At 61.0% G+C, this 20,158-nt stretch carries 15 protein-coding genes; 12 read left to right on the top strand and 3 right to left on the bottom strand.

The window, feature by feature from the left end; genetic code table 11:
* Nucleotides 1-26: 26 nt before the first annotated feature.
* From ACP15D_RS18210 to ACP15D_RS18165, 10 genes are all read left to right on the top strand, one after another.
* On the top strand, nt 27-3,794 hold the full coding sequence (locus tag ACP15D_RS18210; protein WP_424958830.1) for a nitrate reductase subunit alpha: 3,768 nt from the start codon (nt 27-29) through the stop codon (nt 3,792-3,794).
* Complete coding sequence (narH, locus tag ACP15D_RS18205; protein WP_424958829.1) at nt 3,791-5,311, top strand: nitrate reductase subunit beta; 1,521 nt, start codon at nt 3,791-3,793, stop codon at nt 5,309-5,311. The genes ACP15D_RS18210 and narH overlap by 4 nt, the downstream gene beginning before the upstream one ends.
* Nucleotides 5,308-6,024, top strand: a complete 717-nt coding sequence (gene narJ / locus ACP15D_RS18200; protein WP_424958828.1) for a nitrate reductase molybdenum cofactor assembly chaperone — start codon at nt 5,308-5,310, stop codon at nt 6,022-6,024. The genes narH and narJ overlap by 4 nt, the downstream gene beginning before the upstream one ends.
* 10 nt (nt 6,025-6,034) lie before the next feature.
* Nucleotides 6,035-6,763 carry a respiratory nitrate reductase subunit gamma gene (gene narI, locus ACP15D_RS18195; protein ID WP_424958827.1) on the top strand — a complete coding sequence of 243 codons (729 nt, stop codon included), beginning with the start codon at nt 6,035-6,037 and terminating at the stop codon, nt 6,761-6,763.
* A 273-nt stretch (nt 6,764-7,036) separates the two neighbouring features.
* Entirely contained in the window at nt 7,037-7,636 is a 600-nt protein-coding gene (locus tag ACP15D_RS18190; RefSeq protein WP_424958826.1) for a peptidylprolyl isomerase, read from the top strand.
* An 85-nt stretch (nt 7,637-7,721) separates the two neighbouring features.
* Nucleotides 7,722-10,460 carry a nitrate/nitrite transporter gene (locus ACP15D_RS18185; RefSeq protein WP_424958825.1) on the top strand — a complete coding sequence of 913 codons (2,739 nt, stop codon included), beginning with the start codon at nt 7,722-7,724 and terminating at the stop codon, nt 10,458-10,460.
* Between the two features lie 79 nt (nt 10,461-10,539).
* Complete coding sequence (locus ACP15D_RS18180) at nt 10,540-10,836, top strand: hypothetical protein (protein ID WP_424958824.1); 297 nt, start codon at nt 10,540-10,542, stop codon at nt 10,834-10,836.
* A 549-nt stretch (nt 10,837-11,385) separates the two neighbouring features.
* On the top strand, nt 11,386-11,925 hold the full coding sequence (locus tag ACP15D_RS18175) for a helix-turn-helix domain-containing protein (protein WP_424958823.1): 540 nt from the start codon (nt 11,386-11,388) through the stop codon (nt 11,923-11,925).
* Nucleotides 11,926-12,090: 165 nt separating this feature from the next.
* Complete coding sequence (locus ACP15D_RS18170) at nt 12,091-14,502, top strand: TonB-dependent receptor family protein (RefSeq protein ID WP_424958822.1); 2,412 nt, start codon at nt 12,091-12,093, stop codon at nt 14,500-14,502.
* A gap of 65 nt (nt 14,503-14,567) precedes the next feature.
* Nucleotides 14,568-15,380 (top strand): class I SAM-dependent methyltransferase, encoded by an 813-nt coding sequence (locus ACP15D_RS18165; protein ID WP_424958821.1) that lies wholly within the window; start codon nt 14,568-14,570, stop codon nt 15,378-15,380.
* A 12-nt stretch (nt 15,381-15,392) separates the two neighbouring features.
* Here ACP15D_RS18165 and fdxA read toward each other — a convergent pair whose 3' ends face one another.
* A complete protein-coding gene (fdxA, locus tag ACP15D_RS18160; RefSeq protein ID WP_424958820.1) occupies nt 15,393-15,749 on the bottom strand; it encodes a ferredoxin FdxA in 357 nt (118 codons plus the stop codon).
* A gap of 181 nt (nt 15,750-15,930) precedes the next feature.
* On the opposite strand from fdxA, the gene ACP15D_RS18155 reads away from it, so the two are divergent.
* Nucleotides 15,931-17,124 carry an NnrS family protein gene (locus tag ACP15D_RS18155; protein WP_424958819.1) on the top strand — a complete coding sequence of 398 codons (1,194 nt, stop codon included), beginning with the start codon at nt 15,931-15,933 and terminating at the stop codon, nt 17,122-17,124.
* Nucleotides 17,125-17,140: 16 nt separating this feature from the next.
* Entirely contained in the window at nt 17,141-17,572 is a 432-nt protein-coding gene (locus tag ACP15D_RS18150) for an RrF2 family transcriptional regulator (RefSeq protein ID WP_424958818.1), read from the top strand.
* Between the two features lie 653 nt (nt 17,573-18,225).
* Here the strand turns inward: ACP15D_RS18150 and ACP15D_RS18145 are convergent.
* The gene (locus ACP15D_RS18145) at nt 18,226-19,215 is read right to left on the bottom strand and encodes a nucleotidyl transferase AbiEii/AbiGii toxin family protein (RefSeq protein WP_424958817.1); all 990 of its coding nucleotides are present in this window, start codon (nt 19,213-19,215) and stop codon (nt 18,226-18,228) included.
* A complete protein-coding gene (locus tag ACP15D_RS18140; RefSeq protein WP_424959271.1) occupies nt 19,202-20,032 on the bottom strand; it encodes a type IV toxin-antitoxin system AbiEi family antitoxin domain-containing protein in 831 nt (276 codons plus the stop codon). Before ACP15D_RS18140 ends, ACP15D_RS18145 begins: the two co-directional genes overlap by 14 nt.
* Nucleotides 20,033-20,158: the final 126 nt, after the last annotated feature.

The following is a 20,158-nucleotide window of genomic DNA, read 5'->3' as shown; positions in this document are numbered from 1 at the left end:
GCCCTGGACAACATTCGGAGTACCCGATGAGCCACTTCCTCGACCGTCTCACATTCTTCAACCGCGTCGTCGACGACTTTGCCGACGGCCACGGCATCGTAACGCGCGAGGATCGTCGCTGGGAGGACGGTTATAGAAAGCGTTGGCAGCACGACAAGATTGTTCGTTCCACGCACGGAGTGAACTGCACCGGATCGTGCTCGTGGAAAATCTACGTCAAGGGCGGCATCGTCACCTGGGAAACCCAGCAGACCGACTACCCGCGCACGCGTCCAGAGCTACCGAACCACGAGCCGCGCGGGTGTCCGCGCGGCGCGAGCTATTCCTGGTATCTCTATTCGGGCAACCGCGCGAAATATCCACTGGTCCGCTCCCGGCTGCTGAAGTTGTGGCGCGAGGCAAGAGCCGTGCGCACCCCGGTCGCCGCCTGGGCCTCTATCGTCGAGACACCGGAGAAGCGGGCGGCGTACGTGAAGAAGCGCGGCCTCGGCGGCTTCGTCCGGGCGACCTGGGACGAGGTTACCGAGATCATCGCCGCAGCCAACGCCTACACAGTCAAGACTTACGGTCCCGATCGAGTCTGCGGCTTCTCGCCGATACCGGCGATGTCCATGGTTAGCTACGCTGCTGGCTCACGCTACCTGTCGCTGCTCGGCGGCGTCTGTCTCTCATTTTATGATTGGTACTGCGACTTGCCGCCCGCCTCGCCGCAGACGTGGGGCGAGCAAACTGACGTGCCAGAGTCGGCAGATTGGTACAATTCTGGCTTCCTGATCCTGTGGGGCTCGAACGTGCCGCAGACGCGCACACCCGATGCTCACTTCTATACTGAGGCCCGATATCGCGGAGCCAAGAGCGTCGTCATCTGTCCCGACTACTCCGAAGCATCGAAGTTCGCCGACCTATGGATTTCCGTAAAGCAGGGCACCGATGCCGCGCTCGCCATGGCCATGGGGCATGTCATCTTGCGCGAGTTTCACATCGACAGAAAGGTCCAGTACTTCGAGGATTATGCGCGCCAGTATACCGATATGCCGATGCTGGTCCGCCTCGTTCAGCAAGACGGCAGGCTCGTCCCTGAACGCCTCCTGCGCACCTCCGATCTTGCCGGTGCTCTCGGCGAGAGCAACAATCCGGAATGGAAGACGGTCGCATTCGACGAGAGGTCGGGCGAAATCGTCGCGCCCAACGGCTCGGTTGGCTTCCGCTGGGGTGAAAAGGGCAAGTGGAACCTCGAGGAGAAAGACGCGAGCGGCCGCGACACGCGGCTTTGCCTCTCTCTCGCAGGCATAACCGACGAGTTTGCGGACGTCGCGTTTCCCTACTTTGGCAATCTTGAACACGATCACTTCACCGGCACTGATCACCCGAGCGTCCTGATGCGCCGCGTGCCGGTGAAAAAGGTGCCACTCGCAGAAGGTGAAGGGCTGGTTGCCAGCGTCTATGATCTTTTCGTCGCCAATTACGGCTTAGATCGCGGCTTCGGCGGCGAGAACGTCGCCAAGTCATACGACGAGAACGAGCCGTATACGCCGGCCTGGGCTGAGAAGATCACCGGCGTGCCCCGCGACCAGATCATCACCGTAGCGCGCGAGTTCGCCCTCAACGCCGAGAAGACGAACGGCCGGTCCATGGTGATCATCGGCGCGGCGATGAACCACTGGTACCACATGGACATGAACTACCGCGGCGTCATCAACATGCTGGTGATGTGCGGCTGCGTCGGACAGTCCGGTGGAGGGTGGTCGCATTATGTCGGGCAGGAGAAGCTGAGACCGCAATCCGGATGGCTTCCGCTTGCCTTTGGTCTCGATTGGGGACGCCCGCCGCGCCAGCAGAACTCCACATCATTCTTCTACGCGCATACCGACCAGTGGCGATACGAGACCCTAGACGTGGGTGAGATCCTGTCGCCCACCGCTCCCCCGGGACCATGGGACGGCGCCATTATTGACTACAACGTGCGCGCTGAGCGCATGGGCTGGCTGCCGTCGGCACCGCAAATCGAGAACAATCCGTTAACTATCGCGGCCAAGGCCAAAGCTGCGGGACAAGAGCCCAAGGATTATGTCGCGGCAGCACTGGAGTCAGGCGATATCAAGCTTTCGTGCGAGGATCCCGATAAGCCGGTCAACTGGCCGCGCAACCTGTTCGTCTGGCGTTCCAATCTCCTGGGCTCGTCGGGGAAGGGTCACGAGTACTTTCTCAAGCACCTGCTCGGCACGACGCACGGCGTCATGGGAAAGGACCTCGGCGAAGCGGGACGCCAGAAGCCCTCAGAGGTGGTCTGGCACGAGGATGCCCCGGAAGGAAAACTCGATCTTCTAGTGACACTGGACTTCCGCATGTCGACCACTTGCGTCTACTCCGACATCGTTCTCCCGACGGCAACCTGGTACGAAAAGAACGATCTCAATACCTCCGACATGCACCCGTTCATTCATCCGCTCACCGGCGCGGTAGACCCGGTGTGGGAGTGCCGCAGCGACTGGGATATCTACAAATCGATCGCCAAGAAGTTCTCGGAGGTCGCTCCCGAGGTGCTGGGCGTCGAGCAGGATGTAGTGCTGACGCCGATCTTGCATGACACTCCTGCCGAGATCGCCCAAGCCCTCGACGTCAAGGACTGGAAGCGGGGCGAAGTCGCCCCGATTCCCGGCAAGACCATGCCGCAGGTGACCGTCGTCGAGCGCGACTATCCGAACCTCTATAAGCGCTTCACCTCGCTCGGGCCCCTGATGGACAAGCTCGGCAACGGCGGCAAGGGCATGAGCTGGAACACCGAGCACGAGGTTGAGCTCCTGCGCAAGCTCAATGGGGTCGTAATTGAGGACGGTCCGACCAAAGGCGCCCCGCGCATCGACACGGACATCGACGCCGCAGAAGTGCTGCTCATGCTCGCCCCCGAAACCAATGGCGAGGTGGCGGTCAAAGCTTGGGCCTCGCTCAGTGCCTTCACCGGCCGGGATCACAAGCATCTCGCCATCCATAAAGAGGACGAGAAGATCCGCTTTCGCGACGTCGTTGCTCAACCTCGGAAGATTATTTCGTCTCCGATATGGTCGGGTCTCGAGTCCGAGCAGGTCTGCTACAACGCCGGCTACACCAACGTCCACGAGTTGATCCCTTGGCGCACTCTCACCGGGCGCCAGCAGCTCTATCAGGACCACCTCTGGATGCGGGCCTTCGGCGAGGCACTTTGCGTCTACCGGCCGCCCATCGATACCAAGACGGTCAAACCCGTCATCGATCGCAAACCCAATGGCAACGATGCCGTTGTGCTCAACTTCATCACCCCGCACCAAAAGTGGGGCATCCACTCGACCTACACCGACAACTTGCTGATGCTGACACTCTCGCGCGGCGGACCGATCGTTTGGATCAGCGAGGCTGACGCAAAGAAGGCCGGTATCGTCGACAACGACTGGATCGAAGCCTTCAACACCAATGGTGCACTCGTCGCCCGCGCTGTCGTCTCCCAGCGCGTCAAGGAAGGCATGTGCATGATGTATCACGCACAAGAAAAGATCGTGAACGTTCCCGGCTCCGAGCAGACCGGTCAGCGCGGAGGGATTCACAACTCTGTCACGCGCGCGGTGCTGAAGCCGACACACATGATCGGCGGGTACGCCCAGCAGTCCTACGGTTTCAACTACTACGGCACCGTCGGCTCCAACCGCGACGAGTTCGTCATCGTTCGCAAAATGGCAGAGATCGACTGGCTCGACCAGCCGGCCGCAGACCAGCCGGAGAAGCTATCCGTCACCCCTCTTAAGCTGGAGCCTGCAGAATGAAAATTCGCGCTCAAATCGCCATGGTGCTGAACCTCGATAAGTGCATCGGGTGTCACACCTGCTCGATCACGTGCAAGAACGTTTGGACCAGCCGCGAGGGCATGGAATATGCTTGGTTCAACAACGTCGAGACCAAGCCGGGCGTCGGCTATCCGAAAGACTGGGAGAACCAAGACCGCTGGAACGGCGGCTGGGTCAGAAAGAAGAACGGCAAGATCGAGCCCAAGATGGGTGCCAAATGGCGCGTGCTCGCCAAGATCTTTGCCAACCCTGACCTGCCCGAGATCGATGACTACTACGAGCCCTTCACCTTCGATTACGAGCATCTGCAGAAAGCACCCGAACTCTCCGCCTTTCCCACTGCGCGTCCGCGCTCGCTCATCACCGGCGAGCGCATGGACAAGATCAAGTGGGGCCCAAACTGGGAAGAGATTCTAGGCGGCGAGTTCGCTAAGCGCTCTGCCGATTCGAACTTCAACGACGTGCAGAAGGAAATCTACGGCCAGTTCGAAAACACCTTCATGATGTATCTACCGCGCCTGTGCGAGCATTGCCTCAATCCGGCGTGCGTGGCCTCGTGTCCTTCGGGCGCCATCTACAAGCGCGAGGAGGATGGCATTGTTCTCATCGACCAGGACAAGTGCCGTGGCTGGCGCATGTGCGTGTCCGGCTGCCCCTACAAGAAGATCTATTACAACTGGTCCTCTGGAAAATCCGAGAAATGCATCTTCTGCTACCCGCGCATCGAAACGGGTCAGCCGACGGTCTGTTCCGAAACCTGCGTCGGTCGCATCCGCTATCTTGGCGTGCTGCTCTATGATGCCGACCGCATTGAGGCAGCAGCAGGCGTGCCCGACGAGCAGGATCTCTACCAGGCGCAACTCGACGTCTTCCTCGATCCGAACGATCCCATCGTCATCGCCCAGGCGCGCGCCGAAGGCATACCCGAGAACTGGCTGAAAGCGGCTCAGCGCTCGCCCGTATGGAAGATGGCGATGGAGTGGAAGGTCGCCTTCCCGCTGCATCCCGAGTACAGAACGCTTCCGATGGTTTGGTACGTGCCGCCGCTGTCGCCGATCCAGTCGGCCGCGGCCGCCGGCAAGATCGGTCACGATGGCGAGATGCCCGACGTGCGCTCGCTGCGCATCCCCATCAAGTACCTCGCGAACTTGCTGACCGCTGGCCAGGAGGCTCCGGTCGCCCAGGCGCTCGAGCGCATGCTGGCCATGCGGGGCTATATGCGAGCGAAGACAATCGACGGCGTGACCAACGAAAGCATCGCGCGGCGCGTCGGAATGACCAGCGGGCAGATCGACGAGATGTATCACATCATGGCGATCGCCAACTACGAGGACCGCTTCGTCATTCCTACGGCGCACCGCGAGCTCGACGAGGATGCCTACGACCTGCGTGGCTCGTGCGGATTCTCGTTCGGCAACGGATGCTCCGGCGGGGCCAGTGAGCCAAACCTCTTCGGAACGCCCAAGCGCCACAAGACACCAATGGAGGTCGCATGAGCGGCGGTATCAACAAGATCCTCTCGGCGCTGTTGACCTACCCAACCCCGGAAATCAAGGCAGCAGCCCCCGAAATGCAAAGCATCGTCGAGGCCGAGGCTAAATTGGCGACGCCGCTCCGCGACGAGCTGCTGGCTCTCATCCACGACTTGGCCTTAGGGGACCTCTACGACCTCCAGGAGCGCTACGTGCTTCTCTTCGACCGCACGCGCTCCCTTTCACTCTACCTATTCGAGCACGTTCACGGCGAGAGCCGCGATCGGGGGCAGGCCATGGTCGATCTGCAGAATCTCTATGAGACGCATGGGCTGTATCTGACTGCGAAGGAGCTGCCAGACTTCATACCGTTGTTCCTCGAATTCCTGTCGACCCGACCTGACCAGCAAGCTAGCGACCTGCTAGCCCAGACGGCACACATATTTGCCGCGCTGGCCGAACGGCTAGCCAAACGCCAATCTCCGTACGAGGCGGTATTTCGCGCGCTGGTCGCACTCGCCGCGTCGGTGCCGAAAGGCGAAGACGTCTCGGCGCTCCTGCAGCAGGCCGACCCGGATCCTAACGACCTGGCCGCGCTCGACGCGGCCTGGGAGGACCAGCCGGTGTCATTCGGCGCCGGCGCCGGCAACGGCTGCAAGGATGAGCTGATCGCACGCATCCGCGCTGGCCGGCGCCCCGCGCCCGGCACCCAGCCGGCACGTGAACCGCAAGCTTGAGGAGAGCGTCATGTACGAGGCCCTCAACCACATCGTTTTCGGCTGGTACCCATACCTTTGCCTGACCGTCTTCCTGCTCGGAAGCTGGTTGCGCTTCGATCGCGAGCAATACTCCTGGCGCTCCGGTTCGAGCCAGCTGCTGCGCCGCCGGCAGCTCATGTGGGGCTCTAACCTGTTCCACGTCGGCATCCTCGTCATCTTTCTCGGCCACTTCGTCGGGCTTCTGACGCCAATCTGGATTTTCGACGCGATCGGTATCTCGCACGAGTTCAAGCAGTGGATGGCCATCATCGTCGGCGGCGTCGCGGGCATCGCCTGCTTCGTCGGCATTACGCTGCTCGTCCACCGGAGGCTTTTCGATGCCCGGATTCGCAGGACCTCATCGTTTGGCGACATAGCCGTGTTGCTCATGCTCTACGCACAGCTCGTGCTCGGTCTCCTCACTATCCCGATCTCGCTTCAGCACCTCAACGGCGAGGAGATGGTTCGCTTCATGACCTGGGCCCAAGGCATCCTCACTCTGCAGCCTGGCGTCTCGAGCCTGATCGCCGACGCCAACCCGATCTTCAAGCTGCATCTGTTCCTCGGCATGACCATCTTCCTCGTTTTCCCGTTCACCCGCCTCGTGCACATCTGGAGCGCGCCGGTTTGGTACCTCGGTCGTCGCGGCTATCAGGTCGTGCGCGCACGTGGCGGCGCCAGCCACACCATCGCCTCGCGTGTTCAGGCTGCGGAGTAGAGACGCATGGGCTGTTCAATCCACGCCGACTTGGCGAACGCTCCGCGAGCAAAAGTAAGCGTGAATGGGGTTGTCATACCTCACGACGAAATCGCGCGCGAAACGCAGAACCATCCCGCGCATTCGCCTGCAGCGGCTTGGCACGAAGCCGCTCTATCGCTTGTCGTGCGGGAGCTCTTGCTGCAAGAGGCGCAGCGTGCCGCAATAACGGCCTCCCCGGCACCCGATGTCGACGGCCGGCTTGAAACGCCGGAAGAGGCAAATATACGGGCATTGATCGAACGCTTCGTCGTCACCCCAGAGCCAGATGGCGACAGCTGCCGCCGCTACTACGACCGCAATCGCGATAAGTTTCGTACTCCCACCATCTATGAGGCGGCGCACATTCTGCTGTCAGTCTCGCGCAACGAAAACGTTGCGTTCGAAGCCAAGCGCCGCAATGCTCACGCCATCATCTCTGCGCTCCGCGAAGACCCGTCGCGCTTTGCGCATTTGGCGAGAGCCTATTCAATCTGCCCTTCCTCGGCCGATGGAGGCAATCTCGGCCAGCTGCTCCCGGGCGACACGACAGCGGAATTTGAGAGGGCTCTGGCTAGTCTCCAGCCGGGAGAAATCACTCAAGCCCCCGTCGAGACACGCTACGGACTCCACATCATACGCCTCGACCGCCGTATTGAGGGCGCAGAACTCCCGTTCGAACCAGTGAAAGAGCGCATTGCCAGCTATCTGCGCGCAGCCACCATCACACAGGCGCGGGCGCTATATGTGCGCATGCTGGTTGAGCAGGCCAACATCGAGGGGCTTGAACTTGCATCCCATCGGACACGGACACCTCGCGATAACGACGCACCCCTCGGGGCCCTTCGCACTTAACGCAGATCAACGTGCCTCTGCCGTCGCTCACGCGATAATTGGCACCGATTAACCCGGCCGAGGTATTGAGCGGAGCGCGACCATTATGCCCGTCGTCAGCGCGCATGAGCAGCGAAAGGCCCTGTGGCTCTCCACTCTGGGTTTCACGGTTTGCTTCGCAGTCTGGACGATATTCTCGATCATTGGAATCCAGATCAAGGAGCAATTGGGGCTCAACGAAACACAGTTCGGCCTTCTGGTCGGCACTCCGATACTGACGGGATCATTGACCCGGATCGCGCTCGGCGTCTGGACCGATCAATACGGCGGTCGTCGCATCTATACGCTCGTGATGCTGGCGGCAGCCCTAGCGACATGGCTCCTCACGTACGCGAAGACCTATCCACAAATGCTGTTCGCCGCCTTGGGTGTCGGCATCGCGGGAGGCGCGTTCGCCGTCGGCGTCGCTTACGTTTCGCGCTGGTATCCGCCCGAGAAGCAGGGCACCGCCCTCGGCATTTTCGGTGCAGGCAACGTTGGCGCCGCGGTCACCAAGTTCCTGGCGCCCTTTGTGCTCATCGCATACGGATGGCAGACGGTCGCGCAGGTATGGGCCGGGGCTATCGCGCTGATGGCCGTTGTATTCTGGTTCGCCACCAGCGAGGACCCAGTTCAGCGCGAGCGGGCAATGAGCGGCGAAAAGCCGAAGAGTGCTTGGCTTGAGCTGGCTCCGTTGAAGAACCTTCAGGTCTGGCGTTTCGGACTATACTACTTCTTCGTGTTCGGCGCCTTTGTCGCGCTTGCCCTGTGGCTGCCCCGCTACCTGATCGGCGTGTACCGCCTCGACATCGCCAGCGCCGGAATGATCGGTGCGGCCTACTCTATCCCCGCCAGTGTTTTCCGCGCTTATGGGGGACACCTCTCCGACAAGTACGGCGCCAGGCGCATCATGTACTGGACGTTCCTCGTGTCGGTCGCGTGCACGTTCGTCCTGTCCTATCCGCCGACCGAATACGTGGTGCGGGGTATCCGCGGCCCGATCACCTTCGAGCTTGAGATCGGACTGGTCCCCTTCTCGGTCATCGTGTTCGTGCTCGGGTTCTTCATGAGCCTGGGGAAAGCCGCCGTCTACAAGCATATTCCAGTCTACTATCCAAAAAATGTCGGCGCTGTCGGCGGTCTTGTCGGCATGATTGGTGGATTGGGAGGCTTCGTCCTGCCGATCGCGTTCGGGATGCTCAACGATCTCACCGGCATTTGGACGAGCTGCTTCATGCTGCTCTTTCTGTTGGTCACTACGGCGCTTGCGTGGATGCACTTCTCGATCCGCCGCATGGAGCGGCGAGCAACGGTACCTGATCTCAAAAGGCTGCCCGAGCTCCCAGAGATGCAGCCGATCCACCAGCCGCATCACGTCGGCGCTTTGGGTCCGAGCCTCATCGAAGATTGGCGACCGGAAGACCGCGTGTTCTGGCAAACGACAGGGCGCGCCATCGCCCGGCGCAACCTCTGGCTCTCAATCCCTTCATTGCTGCTCTCATTCGCCGTTTGGATGGTGTGGTCGGTCGTTGTCGCCAAACTGCCGACCGCTGGATTCCAATACACCCCCGACCAGCTCTTCTGGCTCGCTGCACTGCCCGGTCTCTCGGGCGCAACGTTGCGAATATTCTATTCCTTCATGGTTCCGGTGTTGGGCGGCCGACTGTGGACGACGCTCGCGACCTGGTCTCTGTTGATCCCCGCGGTCGGCATCGCAATGGCGGTCCAGAATCCTAATACCCCGTACTGGATCTTCCTTGCATTGGCCCTGCTGTGTGGCTTCGGCGGCGGCAACTTCGCCTCGTCAATGTCCAACATCTCGTTCTTCTTCCCGAAGAGTGAGAAGGGCAACGCGCTGGCATTGAATGCCGGACTGGGCAACCTCGGCGTCAGCGTCGCGCAGTTCCTCGTGCCGGTCGTTATCACTGCGGGCGTGTTCGGCTGGCTCGGCGGGGACCCTGTCATGGTGGCGGAAGGCGATCGCACGTACCCGATGTGGCTTCAGAACGCCGGTTTCATTTGGGTGCCATTCATCGTCGCGTCTGCGCTCGCTGCCTGGTTCGGCATGAACGACATCGCCTCCGCACGCGCATCCTTCGCGGAGCAGTCCATCATATTCCAGCGCAGGCACACATGGATCATGTGCTGGCTCTACACGGGAACATTCGGATCCTTCATCGGCTATTCGGCAGGGTTTCCTTTGCTTGCCAAGCTCCAGTTTCCCGAGGTGAATGCGCTTGCCTACGCCTTTATAGGTCCCCTCGTCGGAGCAATATCGCGCTCTGCTACGGGCTGGATTGCCGACAAATACGGCGGCGCTCGCGTGACTCTCTGGGTGTTCGTCGGCATGGCGGCCGGAGTCGCGGGTGTCCTTTACTTCCTGAGCATTGCCAACTTCGCCGGGTTCTTCGGCATGTTCCTGTTTCTCTTCGTTGTCAGCGGTGTCGGCAACGCCTCAACGTTCCAGATGATCCCGGCCATCATGAGCAAGGAGATGTCTCGGCTACTGCCTGACGCTGATGATGCAATTCGCCTGCGCAACGCCGAAAAAGAGAGCGCAGGCATAATTGGGTTCAGTTCGGCGATTGCCGCCTATGGCGCATTCTTCATTCCTAAGAGCTACGGCACCTCCATCTCCATGACGGGCAGCGCCGAGGCCGCACTCTGGGGCTTCCTCGGCTTTTACGTCACGTGCATCGCGATCACTTGGTGGGTCTACGCCCGCCGCGGAGGCCTGCTGAGTTCCGACACCGATATCCATGAACGCCCGATCATGCCTACGCCATCCATCCGGCCCGCCGAATGACCGCCAGAATATGGAATTCGGGAACTCGCCTTTTGAGCCCCGACCGAAACGACGAACGCCACAGGAGCATCCAGTTATCATGACACTCGGAGACCTAATTTGGCGCATGGAGGATCCGGCGGTAGCCGACGAAGCTGCCGGAACCATACGAGACGCCGCGTTGCTGCGGCGCCTCTCTGCCGCCGCTGCGGCGGCACAGCTGCAAATTGGCGAATACGTCGCTTCCAGCGTCCGCCTCTTTGCCAATACCGCGGGCGACGAAGCATGGATCACCATGATCGGCAGGTGCCAGGCGCACAGCGATCCTGGGCTGGCCGCGTTGACGTATATGCTTGAGTCCAGGCTACACGCCGACGAAGCCCAGAAGCATCGCTGACTGACCAACACCTCAAAACCATATGATTTAAGTGGCGATTTTTCGCACGCCCGCTTTCTTTACTTGTGTCGTAAGCAATACTAATACTTTCTGCCATTGTAGCGGCGTTTCCAGGACCTCATTTGCTGAGCGCCTTGAGACCGTTCAAGGTTCGAGATGAGTTCGAGCATGGAAGTTCAGTCTCAGATTGCAGCGCGCTTGCACAGCGCGGCCGTTGGCGTGCCAGACAGCACGACCGTCGATCTGCGCGGCGGGGTGGGCCTTACTCGGGTGCGACCTGGCAGTCGAACTTCAGTGCCCCTCAGCGCCGTGGGCACATACTTTTGCATCACCTTTGCGGGTAGCCCGACCCTGAAGTCAGACGAGGAACCGTCGAGGCTGCAATCCTTCAAGCCGGACACTCTGTACATACTGCGCCAACCCTGCTGTCGGTGTGCAAGGCGCATAGACTTCACCGCCCCCGCAACCCTAGCCGTCATCGTACACTTCCCCTCCTCGTGGTGTGCCACCTGTCCTCGCGGCCTCGAGTGCCAGATATCTACCTTCCTGATGGGCGAGGAATACGCGTCATCCAGTGACCTACAGATCGACCTCGATGAATTCGGCCTCACACATGCGAAGGCACTTCTCGATCTGAGCTTCGACACCGACGCAGACATTCTCACCGCTGAGCAAGCGGTGCTCGCGTTGCTTGCCTGGGGCTATGCCAGTCACAAAAACCCGAAACCGGCCGCTGGCGAAGCCCAAAGCCTTCCTCCACGAACCGTCTCGAAGCTGCGTCTTGCTGCCGACATCCTCACCCAGCGTCTCGACGATCCGCCGACAATCACAGAGCTCAGCACGCTTGTCGGCATGAACGAATGCGATTTGAAGCGCTGCTTCAAGTGCCGCTACGGCGACAGCATCGCCAGCTTCTCGCGCTACAAGCGACTTGCTGCGGCGCAGAACCTTCTGCTGCATAGCGACCTGACAATCGCGGAGATCGCGCTGGAAGCAGGATTTGCCAACCCAAGTCAATTTGCCCGAGCCTTTCGCCGGCAGTTCGATTTGAACCCCGCGCAATATAGGACCGCTCGTGGGAGGGCCTGACGCCAGTCAGTCAGTCCCTGTCCGGTAAATGACAATATTCTCCCGTTTTGAGCCCTCTCCTTCCGCTTGGGGGCGCTGCCCCGTCCCTCGACTCCTAATGATCCTCATCGAATGTCTCGGGCCGTTTAGGTCCGAGGGTGGCGTATGCGTGTTGGGAGTTCTGGGATGCGTAGAGTACGAGTGGTCACGTCTGGCGTTACGGGTGAGTTCGCATCAGGCTGGCCTGCAAGGTCTTGCGGCCTTGATGCTGCGCGCACAGTACACCGGCCGTACCTGTTCGCGGTCGCGACCCTAGCCTTCACTCCAAGCGCTTTGACCGGGGCTGCATTTGCACAGTCGGCCGCCCCGGGTGCCACAGTCTCCCTGCCGCCCGTGACGGTCGAGGCGGCGACGCCGACTAAGAAGACTGCCAAGAAGAAGAGCCCCTCAAGCGCCTCGCCCAGCGTATCGGCTGGTCAAACCGCATCCGCCGACGGCGAAGCCGGACGACCACAGGATCCGGAGGCGATTTCGCGCCGGCGCATCGAAGCGATCGCCGGCGGCACCGATGTCGTTGCTGCCAGAGAGCTTGCCGGCCGAGCCAACGTGACGGCTGGCGACACGCTGAAGATCGTACCCGGCGTCATCGTGCAGAACTTCTTCGGCGGCAATGACCAGCCGAGAATTCAGATCCGCGGCTCTGGCCTGCAACAGAACCCCGTCGAGCGCGGCGTTCTTATTCTGCAGGACGGACTGCCTCTCAATCGCGCCGACGGATCGTACGTCGTCGGCCTCGCAGACCCTCGGCAAGCCGACTTCACTGAGATCTATCGCGGCTACACCGCCAACAGACTTGGCGCAACCGTTCTCGGTGGCGCGATCAACTTCACCTCGCCTACCGGCTCATCCAGCCCCGGCGCCACCGCGACTTTCGAAGCCGGGAGCTTTGGGCAGGTCACCACCACTGCACGAGCAGGCGCGCGCGAGGGTAATTTCGATGCCAACGCGCAGATCAGCTACAGCGAGCGCGACGGGTTTCGCGACTACAACAGCTCGGAGCGCACCAACCTCAACATCAATGCAGGCGCTAAGGTCGACGACAACATCTCGACGCGGCTCTTCCTCGGCTATACCGATCTCGGCTTCGATGTCGCCGGCCCGCTGACGAAAGCGCTTCTTGAGCAGAACCCGAAGCAGGTCTACGGCGGGCCGACCGTCATCCCCGGAAATCCACCGACAATCCTCAACCCTGGACCCGATGTGCTGCGCGACAGGCCGCGGCGGGATACCGAGCAATTCCGCATCGGGTCGCGCACTTCGGCTACGTACGGCGAGCATCTCTTCGATGTCGGATTAGGATACGCCTACACTGACGACACCTTCCGCTTCCCGATCTCCGGGGGCATCCGTACCACTGACGGCGGAGATTTTACCAGCGTCGTACGCTACGCCTATAACCCGAGCACGGCCTCAGCCCTTCCGCTGTTCGAAGCCACCGCGCAGTACATCGTAGGCTCCGCCGAGCGCCAGAACTTCATCAACCTCAGCGGCAGCCAAGGCGCCAAGTTCGGCGAGAGCGAGCTCGACGCGTCGACAGTGTCGCTGCACGCCGCTCTCAACATTCCTGTCGGCGCCGGATTCACGCTCAGCCCAGCGATTGGCTACGCCTATGCCACGCGCGACAACGACGACCGGTTCGGCAGCGGCACACGCCCTGTCGCGGGCTACAATCCTGTCTCCGGCGCACTTCAGAACGCCTTCGCGCTGTCGCAGGACACCAGTTACTCGCGCAGCTATTCCGGTTGGACACCAAGCGCCGGCCTTCTTTACGATCTGACAGCTACGACCAAACTCTTCGGCGCGGTGAGTCGCAGCTTCGAGCCGCCGACGCACGACGACTTGCTGGCGACCATAAGCGGTTCGCCATTCTTCAGCCCTGGAAGCCCCAACCAGGGTTCCCTGAGGTATGCCTTTGCGACGCCCGATCTCGACGCGCAGACGGCGACGACGGTTGAGGGGGGATGGCGCGGGCGCCAAGGCTCGATGAGCTGGGAGGCGGTGACTTACTACTCGTGGGTTGAGAATGAGTTGCTCAACCTGCGGGACGCCTCCGGCGTGTCGCTCGGTGCCGTGAACGCCGACAGGACCCGCCACTTCGGCGTCGAGTTCGGCTTTGCGGCACGGCTCACTGAGACCCTGGGCGCCCGCGTCACATACACCTATCAGGACTTCCGCTTCGAAGGCGATGCTCTGTACGGCGACAACCAGCTTGCGGGCGCTCCGCCCCACACGATCAACGCCGCGCTCCGCTACACGGTGACCCCGAGCCTGTTCGTGGAAACGGAAGTCAACTGGCAGCCGGGCGAGACGCCCGTCGACAACGCCAACACATTATTCGCAGGCTCCTTTGTCACCGTCGATGCGCGCGCCAACTACGACGTCAACGAGGCGTTCAGCCTCTACGGCGAGGTTCGCAATATCTTCGATGAAAAGTACGCGTCCTCGACGCTTATCGTCGACCAGGCGGCTGCTGGCCAAGCCGCGTTCCTCCCTGGCGACGGGCGCGCATTCATCGTCGGCGTGAAAGGAAACTATTGAACGTCATATCGCCATCACAGACGTTTGCCCTTCACCAAGAGAGCGAGAGTAGAAAGGCTTTGACCATGACAGAAGCCACACAACCCATTGAAGTTCTTCCCGGTCACACCCTGAGAGCCGACAAGATGCCCGGTCACTGGCTGCTGGCGCGCTTAGGAAAACGCGTGCTGAGGCCGGGCGGACTTGCCATGACACAAGCTCTGCTGACTGACATCGGTGTCGGCAGCAGCGATGATGTCGTTGAGTTCGCGCCGGGGCTCGGCGTCACCGCCCGCCTCGTGCTCCAGCAAAACCCCCGTTCCTATGTGGGCATCGAGCGCGATAAGGCGGCGGCTGCCTGGACGTCTGAGCGCCTGCCCGCTCGCGAGAATGTCTCCGTCAAGATTGGTCATGCCGATGCGACGGGACTTGCCGATGGATGCGCCACCGTCGTCATAGGCGAGGCGATGCTGTCGATGCACCCGACGGAGCACAAGCAGAAAATTATCGCAGAAGCCTACCGCCTGCTGCGACCGGGCGGACAATACGCAATCCACGAGTTGGCGATTGTCCCCGACGATGCCCCGCCGCACGTCAAGCAGGATATTGAGAACGCACTATCGGCAGCTATCCACGTCGGCGCGCGCCCGTCGACGCCGCAGGAGTGGACGCAGCTTCTCCAGTTGGCTGGCTTCCACGTCGAGCGCGTTCGCCTTGCGCCCATGAACCTTCTCCGTCCGGCACGGCTCATCGCCGACGAAGGCCTTTGGGGCGCACTGAAGTTCTTGAAGAATGTCGCCACGGACCGGCAAGCACGCCGCCGCGTGCTGACGATGCGGCATACCTTTCACAAGCACCGGCGGCACCTAAACGCGATCGCACTCATTGGCTGCAAGTAGCAGTCGACTTGACTACTCGGCAGCGAGGTGCGCCTCACCCTCTCCCGGCAACGGCGAAAACTCGGCCGCTTTCCCGCGACGGCCGTTTTCGCCGTCGGCTCCAGGCAATGGCGCCTTTTTACCGGTAATGTTGGGCCACGCCTCCGAGTACCGGCGGTTGAGGTCGAGCCACTGCGGCGTTGCCTCCCTTTCTGAATCGGAGAAGATTGCGTGGGCTGGGCACTCCGGAACGCACACGCCGCAGTCGATGCACTCGTCAGGATTTATGACGAGCATGTTTGCGCCTTCATAGAAGCAGTCGACCGGACATACCTCAACGCAGTCCGTAAATTTGCACTTGATGCAATTCTCGGTGACGACATACGTCATAAGCTTTTTCCGCCTCGATTGCCCCCAAACGTTGACCGGTTGCTCCCTTGGAGCTAAAAGAACTATCCTAGATGTTCGTTTTAGCACCATGGCACCGACGATGAAACCCTCGGCCGCTTCAATTCTGTGTGTGGGAACGCGCCGTGGACTCGCAGTGAGCGAGCGGCAGGACGTTTAGGTCATGAGCACCTCAGCCCAGCAGATGCGCGCCTACACGGGCCCGGCTGTCCTAAGCTTCGGCTTTCGTCCCTTCTTTCTTGGCGCCAGTCTGTGGGCCGCGCTGATCGTCGCGCTGTGGCTGCCGATGCTCGAAGGCGCGCTGACCATTCCTATGGCTCTGAGCCCGCTCGAGTGGCACGCGCATGAGCTCCTCTATGGATTTCTGCCTGCTGTCGTCGCTGGATTTCTGCTGACCGCCGTTCCGAACTGGACGGGCAGGTTACCGATTCTTGGTACGCCCCTGCTCGCTCTGTTTTTCCTGTGGGCTGCCGGCCGCGTCGCCGTGCTTGCCTCGGGCCTGACCGGGCTCGGCTTTGCCGCGGCGATCGACCTCAGCTTTCTTCTGGCTCTGATCGCAGTCATCGCGCGCGAGATCATCACCGGAAACAACATCAAGAACCTGCGCGTCCTCGCTCTCGTCACGCTCCTATTGGTCGGAAATGCCGTTTTCTATGCCGAGGCGATTTTCGCAAGCGGCAACGGCTACGGCACGCGCATCGGCATCGCCGCGGCAGTGCTCCTGATCTCGCTCATAGGCGGCCGCATCATTCCAAGTTTCACACGCAATTGGCTGGTGCGTCAGGAACATGGACGCCTGCCGGTCCCATTCAGCCGCTATGATGGCGTCACGATACTGGCCGGCGCTGTTGCGCTTGTTGCCTGGGTTGCAGCGCCGCTCGCCACCTTCACCGCCTTGGCGCTGACCATTGCTGGCGCACTGCATTCCGTTCGCCTCGCTCGCTGGGCCGGTGACCGCACCTCACCGGAAGTGCTCGTCCTAGTGCTGCACGTGGGCTACGCATTCGTCCCGATCGGCTTCTTTCTCGTCGCGCTCTCGATCATTGCTCCGGACGTCTTGCCGCCGAGTGGTGCCGTCCATGCCTGGACCATCGGGGCTGTCGGCTTGATGACGCTCGCCGTTATGACTCGCGCCAGCCTCGGACACTCGGGCCGCGAGTTGACCGCCAGCACCGCCACGGCCGCGCTCTACGCGGCGATATTGGTCGCGGTCGGTGCGCGCCTCCTTGCCGGATTCGACGTCGCGCGCATGCCGATGCTTCATCTTGCAGCGGCCGGCTGGGTCCTGGCCTATGGTACGTTTGCCGTCGTCTACTGGCCCATGCTGACAAAGCCGCGGCTGAGAACCGGCCACTAGTTAAGGAGCGGGCACGATGCGCCTCACTCTGTTCTCCGATTATTCGCTGCGCATGCTCATGTTCACGCACGCTGCCGGGGACCGTCTCGTCACCATCGAGGAGATGGCCGACGCCTACGGCATTTCGCGCGCACACCTCATGAAGGTTGCAACCGCCCTGACGCGCACCGGATACCTCACTGCCGTGCGCGGTCGCTCCGGCGGCCTGAAGCTCGCAAAGCCCGCTGAAGAGATAGTGCTTGGCGACGTCGTCAGGGACACCGAGCCGGATTTTGCACTCGTCGAGTGTTTTGCTACGGGCAATCAGTGCGTCATCACCAGATGCTGCCGCTTGCAGGGGATTCTTCGCGAGGCGCTTGACCAGTTCATGTCGGTGCTCGACCGCCATACCCTATCGAGCATTGCGCTCCGTCAGAAGGACTTCCGTGGGATCTTGCAGCCCGCCTAATCACTCGACAAAAGCCGCCAGAAATGCTATCCATTTCACTGCTATTCGCAGCCTAATTGTGCCTCTATTGTTCACGCGAAACGGCAATGAATTGAGAATTAGAAACACTCTTCTATTTCCATCATAAGAGCGAACGGCCAGCTCGGTGTGAAGGGGCGACGGACTCACGCGATGCCGAGTTTGCGGTCATCGTAGGCCGCCGGGCAAACGCATCGGGCTGGATGCGACGGCACGTCGTCAGCTCCCTCGAAAGCGGACTTGCCGATCATATCCGGTCGTGACCGTCGGCGGACGTCGAGAACTGACGCATGCAAGCTTGCGGGATCGGCGTTCGTATACAAGGTCAGACGTGACGAACTGGGCGTCGGTCGCGCCGGACATCGATGGCGACTGGAGGTGATCGCGTCGTCAGCAGAAGTGGCGACGGCTGTATGACCCGCAAACGGCCACTGCAATCGTACTGCAGAGGTCAGGGGTTCGGTTTCCTCGGCTCCACCAATCAATTCAATCGCTCAGTGGCCCGCGCCAAATCCCGCTTTGCCTGCGCACACACCGGGCACACACGAACGGGGTCCCACGCATAGCGGTGCACCGCAGACCATAGCGGGTGGAGGGGTCGACGCGCAGCGGACGTTCCTCCACGGTCGCGGGTCTCAGCCTTGGACTCTTGACGCGCGGCGCTTCTTGGACGCGCTTGCTTCTGGAAGCAAGGTCAGCTGCGACGGGGTGACATCGAGTCCGAGGACGCGCTCGAGCTGCGCGACGAGATCGGCCCGCTTGTTCTTCGAAATCTTGTCGAGGTTCTGCTGACGCCATTGGATAGCGGGCAGCTTGTTGACGCCCTTGAGTCCGAGAAGATCCCAATCCGGCTCCCCACGCTCGAACGATACCAGGAAGCGGCGATGCGCTTCAGGCATGTCACCGACAATCGCCGCTACAAGTTCGGAGCGTGTTGCAAGGAGTTCGTCGAGCGTGACCGCGTCATCGGTCATACCGACGAACTCGGCGTCGTATTTCTGTCGGATGTCCTTCGCTGGTGCAGCCAGTACTTCGGCCATCGGGCGATGATGGGATAGCAGATAGACGATGAAGCCGGCCCGGATCTCATTGGTGATGCCTTCGTTGGCCATCAGCTGCCGAACATCGAAGAAATCGCGAGGGTGCTGGCGATCGAGTGCCGCGACGATCTTGCCGGCATAGAGGTCGGCAAAAGAAACGACCGGCATCTCCGCGAAGCCAAATGCTTCCTCAACTGCAGGCGTGACCCCGCGCAGTTCGGGCTCGTAAGCAGAGCCACGCATGACTGGCGTGACCTCGACCTTAATCTGGACCCTACGCTCCTGAATGAAGAGCTTGGTGACGGTGCCTTCTGTCACTGTCTGCGTAACGTGGGCGCCCTTGATCCCTTTCTCGATCCGGGCGGCGATGCGCTTCATCGCCTTGTCAATCGCACCCAGGGATCTCGCCCGCGGGAGCACGTTGACGTAGGTGAGGTCGATATCAACGGAGAGCCGAGGGAGGTCGCGGAAGAAGAGATTGATGGCGGTCCCCCCTTTCAGGGCGAAGCACTTCTCCTTCGCGATATAGGGGACAACGCGCAGTAGAAGATCGACTTGCCGACGGAAGTTCTCAGCCAGCGGCATCGAGATCCTCCGGCACGGTGATCATGTGCTTGGCATCGAGCTTTCCGCCCTTGACGAGCACGCGCTTGCCTTTGCCAAGATCGATGGCCTTGCGGTCGATACGCTTGAGCCAGGCATGCTTGTGACGATCGGCGAAGAAGAAGAAGAGACGCTTGACCTTGATGCTGCGGCAATCGACCAGGAGCTTCTCCATCCTGCTGGGGCTGAGCGTGGAGAGTCCCTCCATCAGCATGTCCGCCTGGTGGAAGCTTTCCCGGTCGGGCAACTCGTCCAGGAGTTCGAGCACGGCGCGCTCGGGCGTAGATAGGACGAGGGGCCAATTCCCTGGACCCCAGGGTTGTACCGTTACACCTTCGGGTCTTTTGGCGGCTTCGGACGGGCCTTCCAATTGATACGGAGCCGTGGAGGCGCGGTGCGTGCGAAACAGCCTTCCGTCATTGTGATAGATGAAGCGGACATCCACCGGCAGCGTCTTGAGCCAGGTCGGCAACGGTGTCGGCCCGTACAAGTGGACCTCGGTCACGGTCTGTTGCAGGTAGTGCGCATATCCATGGAGTTCGAGCGCAGTTCGGCCGCCAACGACGACATCCAAGCGCAGCAGGGTCTGCAGAGAGAGGACAATCTGCTCCCAGGTCAGCGAGCCGCGCGGCCGGACATAGACGCGGTGCGCCGGCTGCGAGAGCCATCTTGCAGCCTCGTACTTTCGAAGCAGGTTGGCGGTATAGCCCTGGCGTCGAAGCCACGCGGCATCGACCGGCATACCCTCTGGAAGATGCCGCGCGAGCCAGTTCAACTTCCCCAGTTTTTGTGTACTCATGGTACATAAAGTAGCATTAATACAAACCGCTGGCAAGTTTAACTTATGTTCAATAAGTGTACCCTTGGTACACTTATTGAACATCATCACACCAAGCACTACATGTCCCACCGTCTTTGGGCAGGC

This window comes from Hyphomicrobium sp. 1Nfss2.1 (assembly GCF_965243865.1).
Taxonomy (GTDB): domain Bacteria; phylum Pseudomonadota; class Alphaproteobacteria; order Rhizobiales; family Hyphomicrobiaceae; genus Hyphomicrobium_A.
The sequence above is the reverse complement of the archived record's forward strand: the minus strand, read 5'-3'. Positions and strand labels throughout refer to the sequence as shown.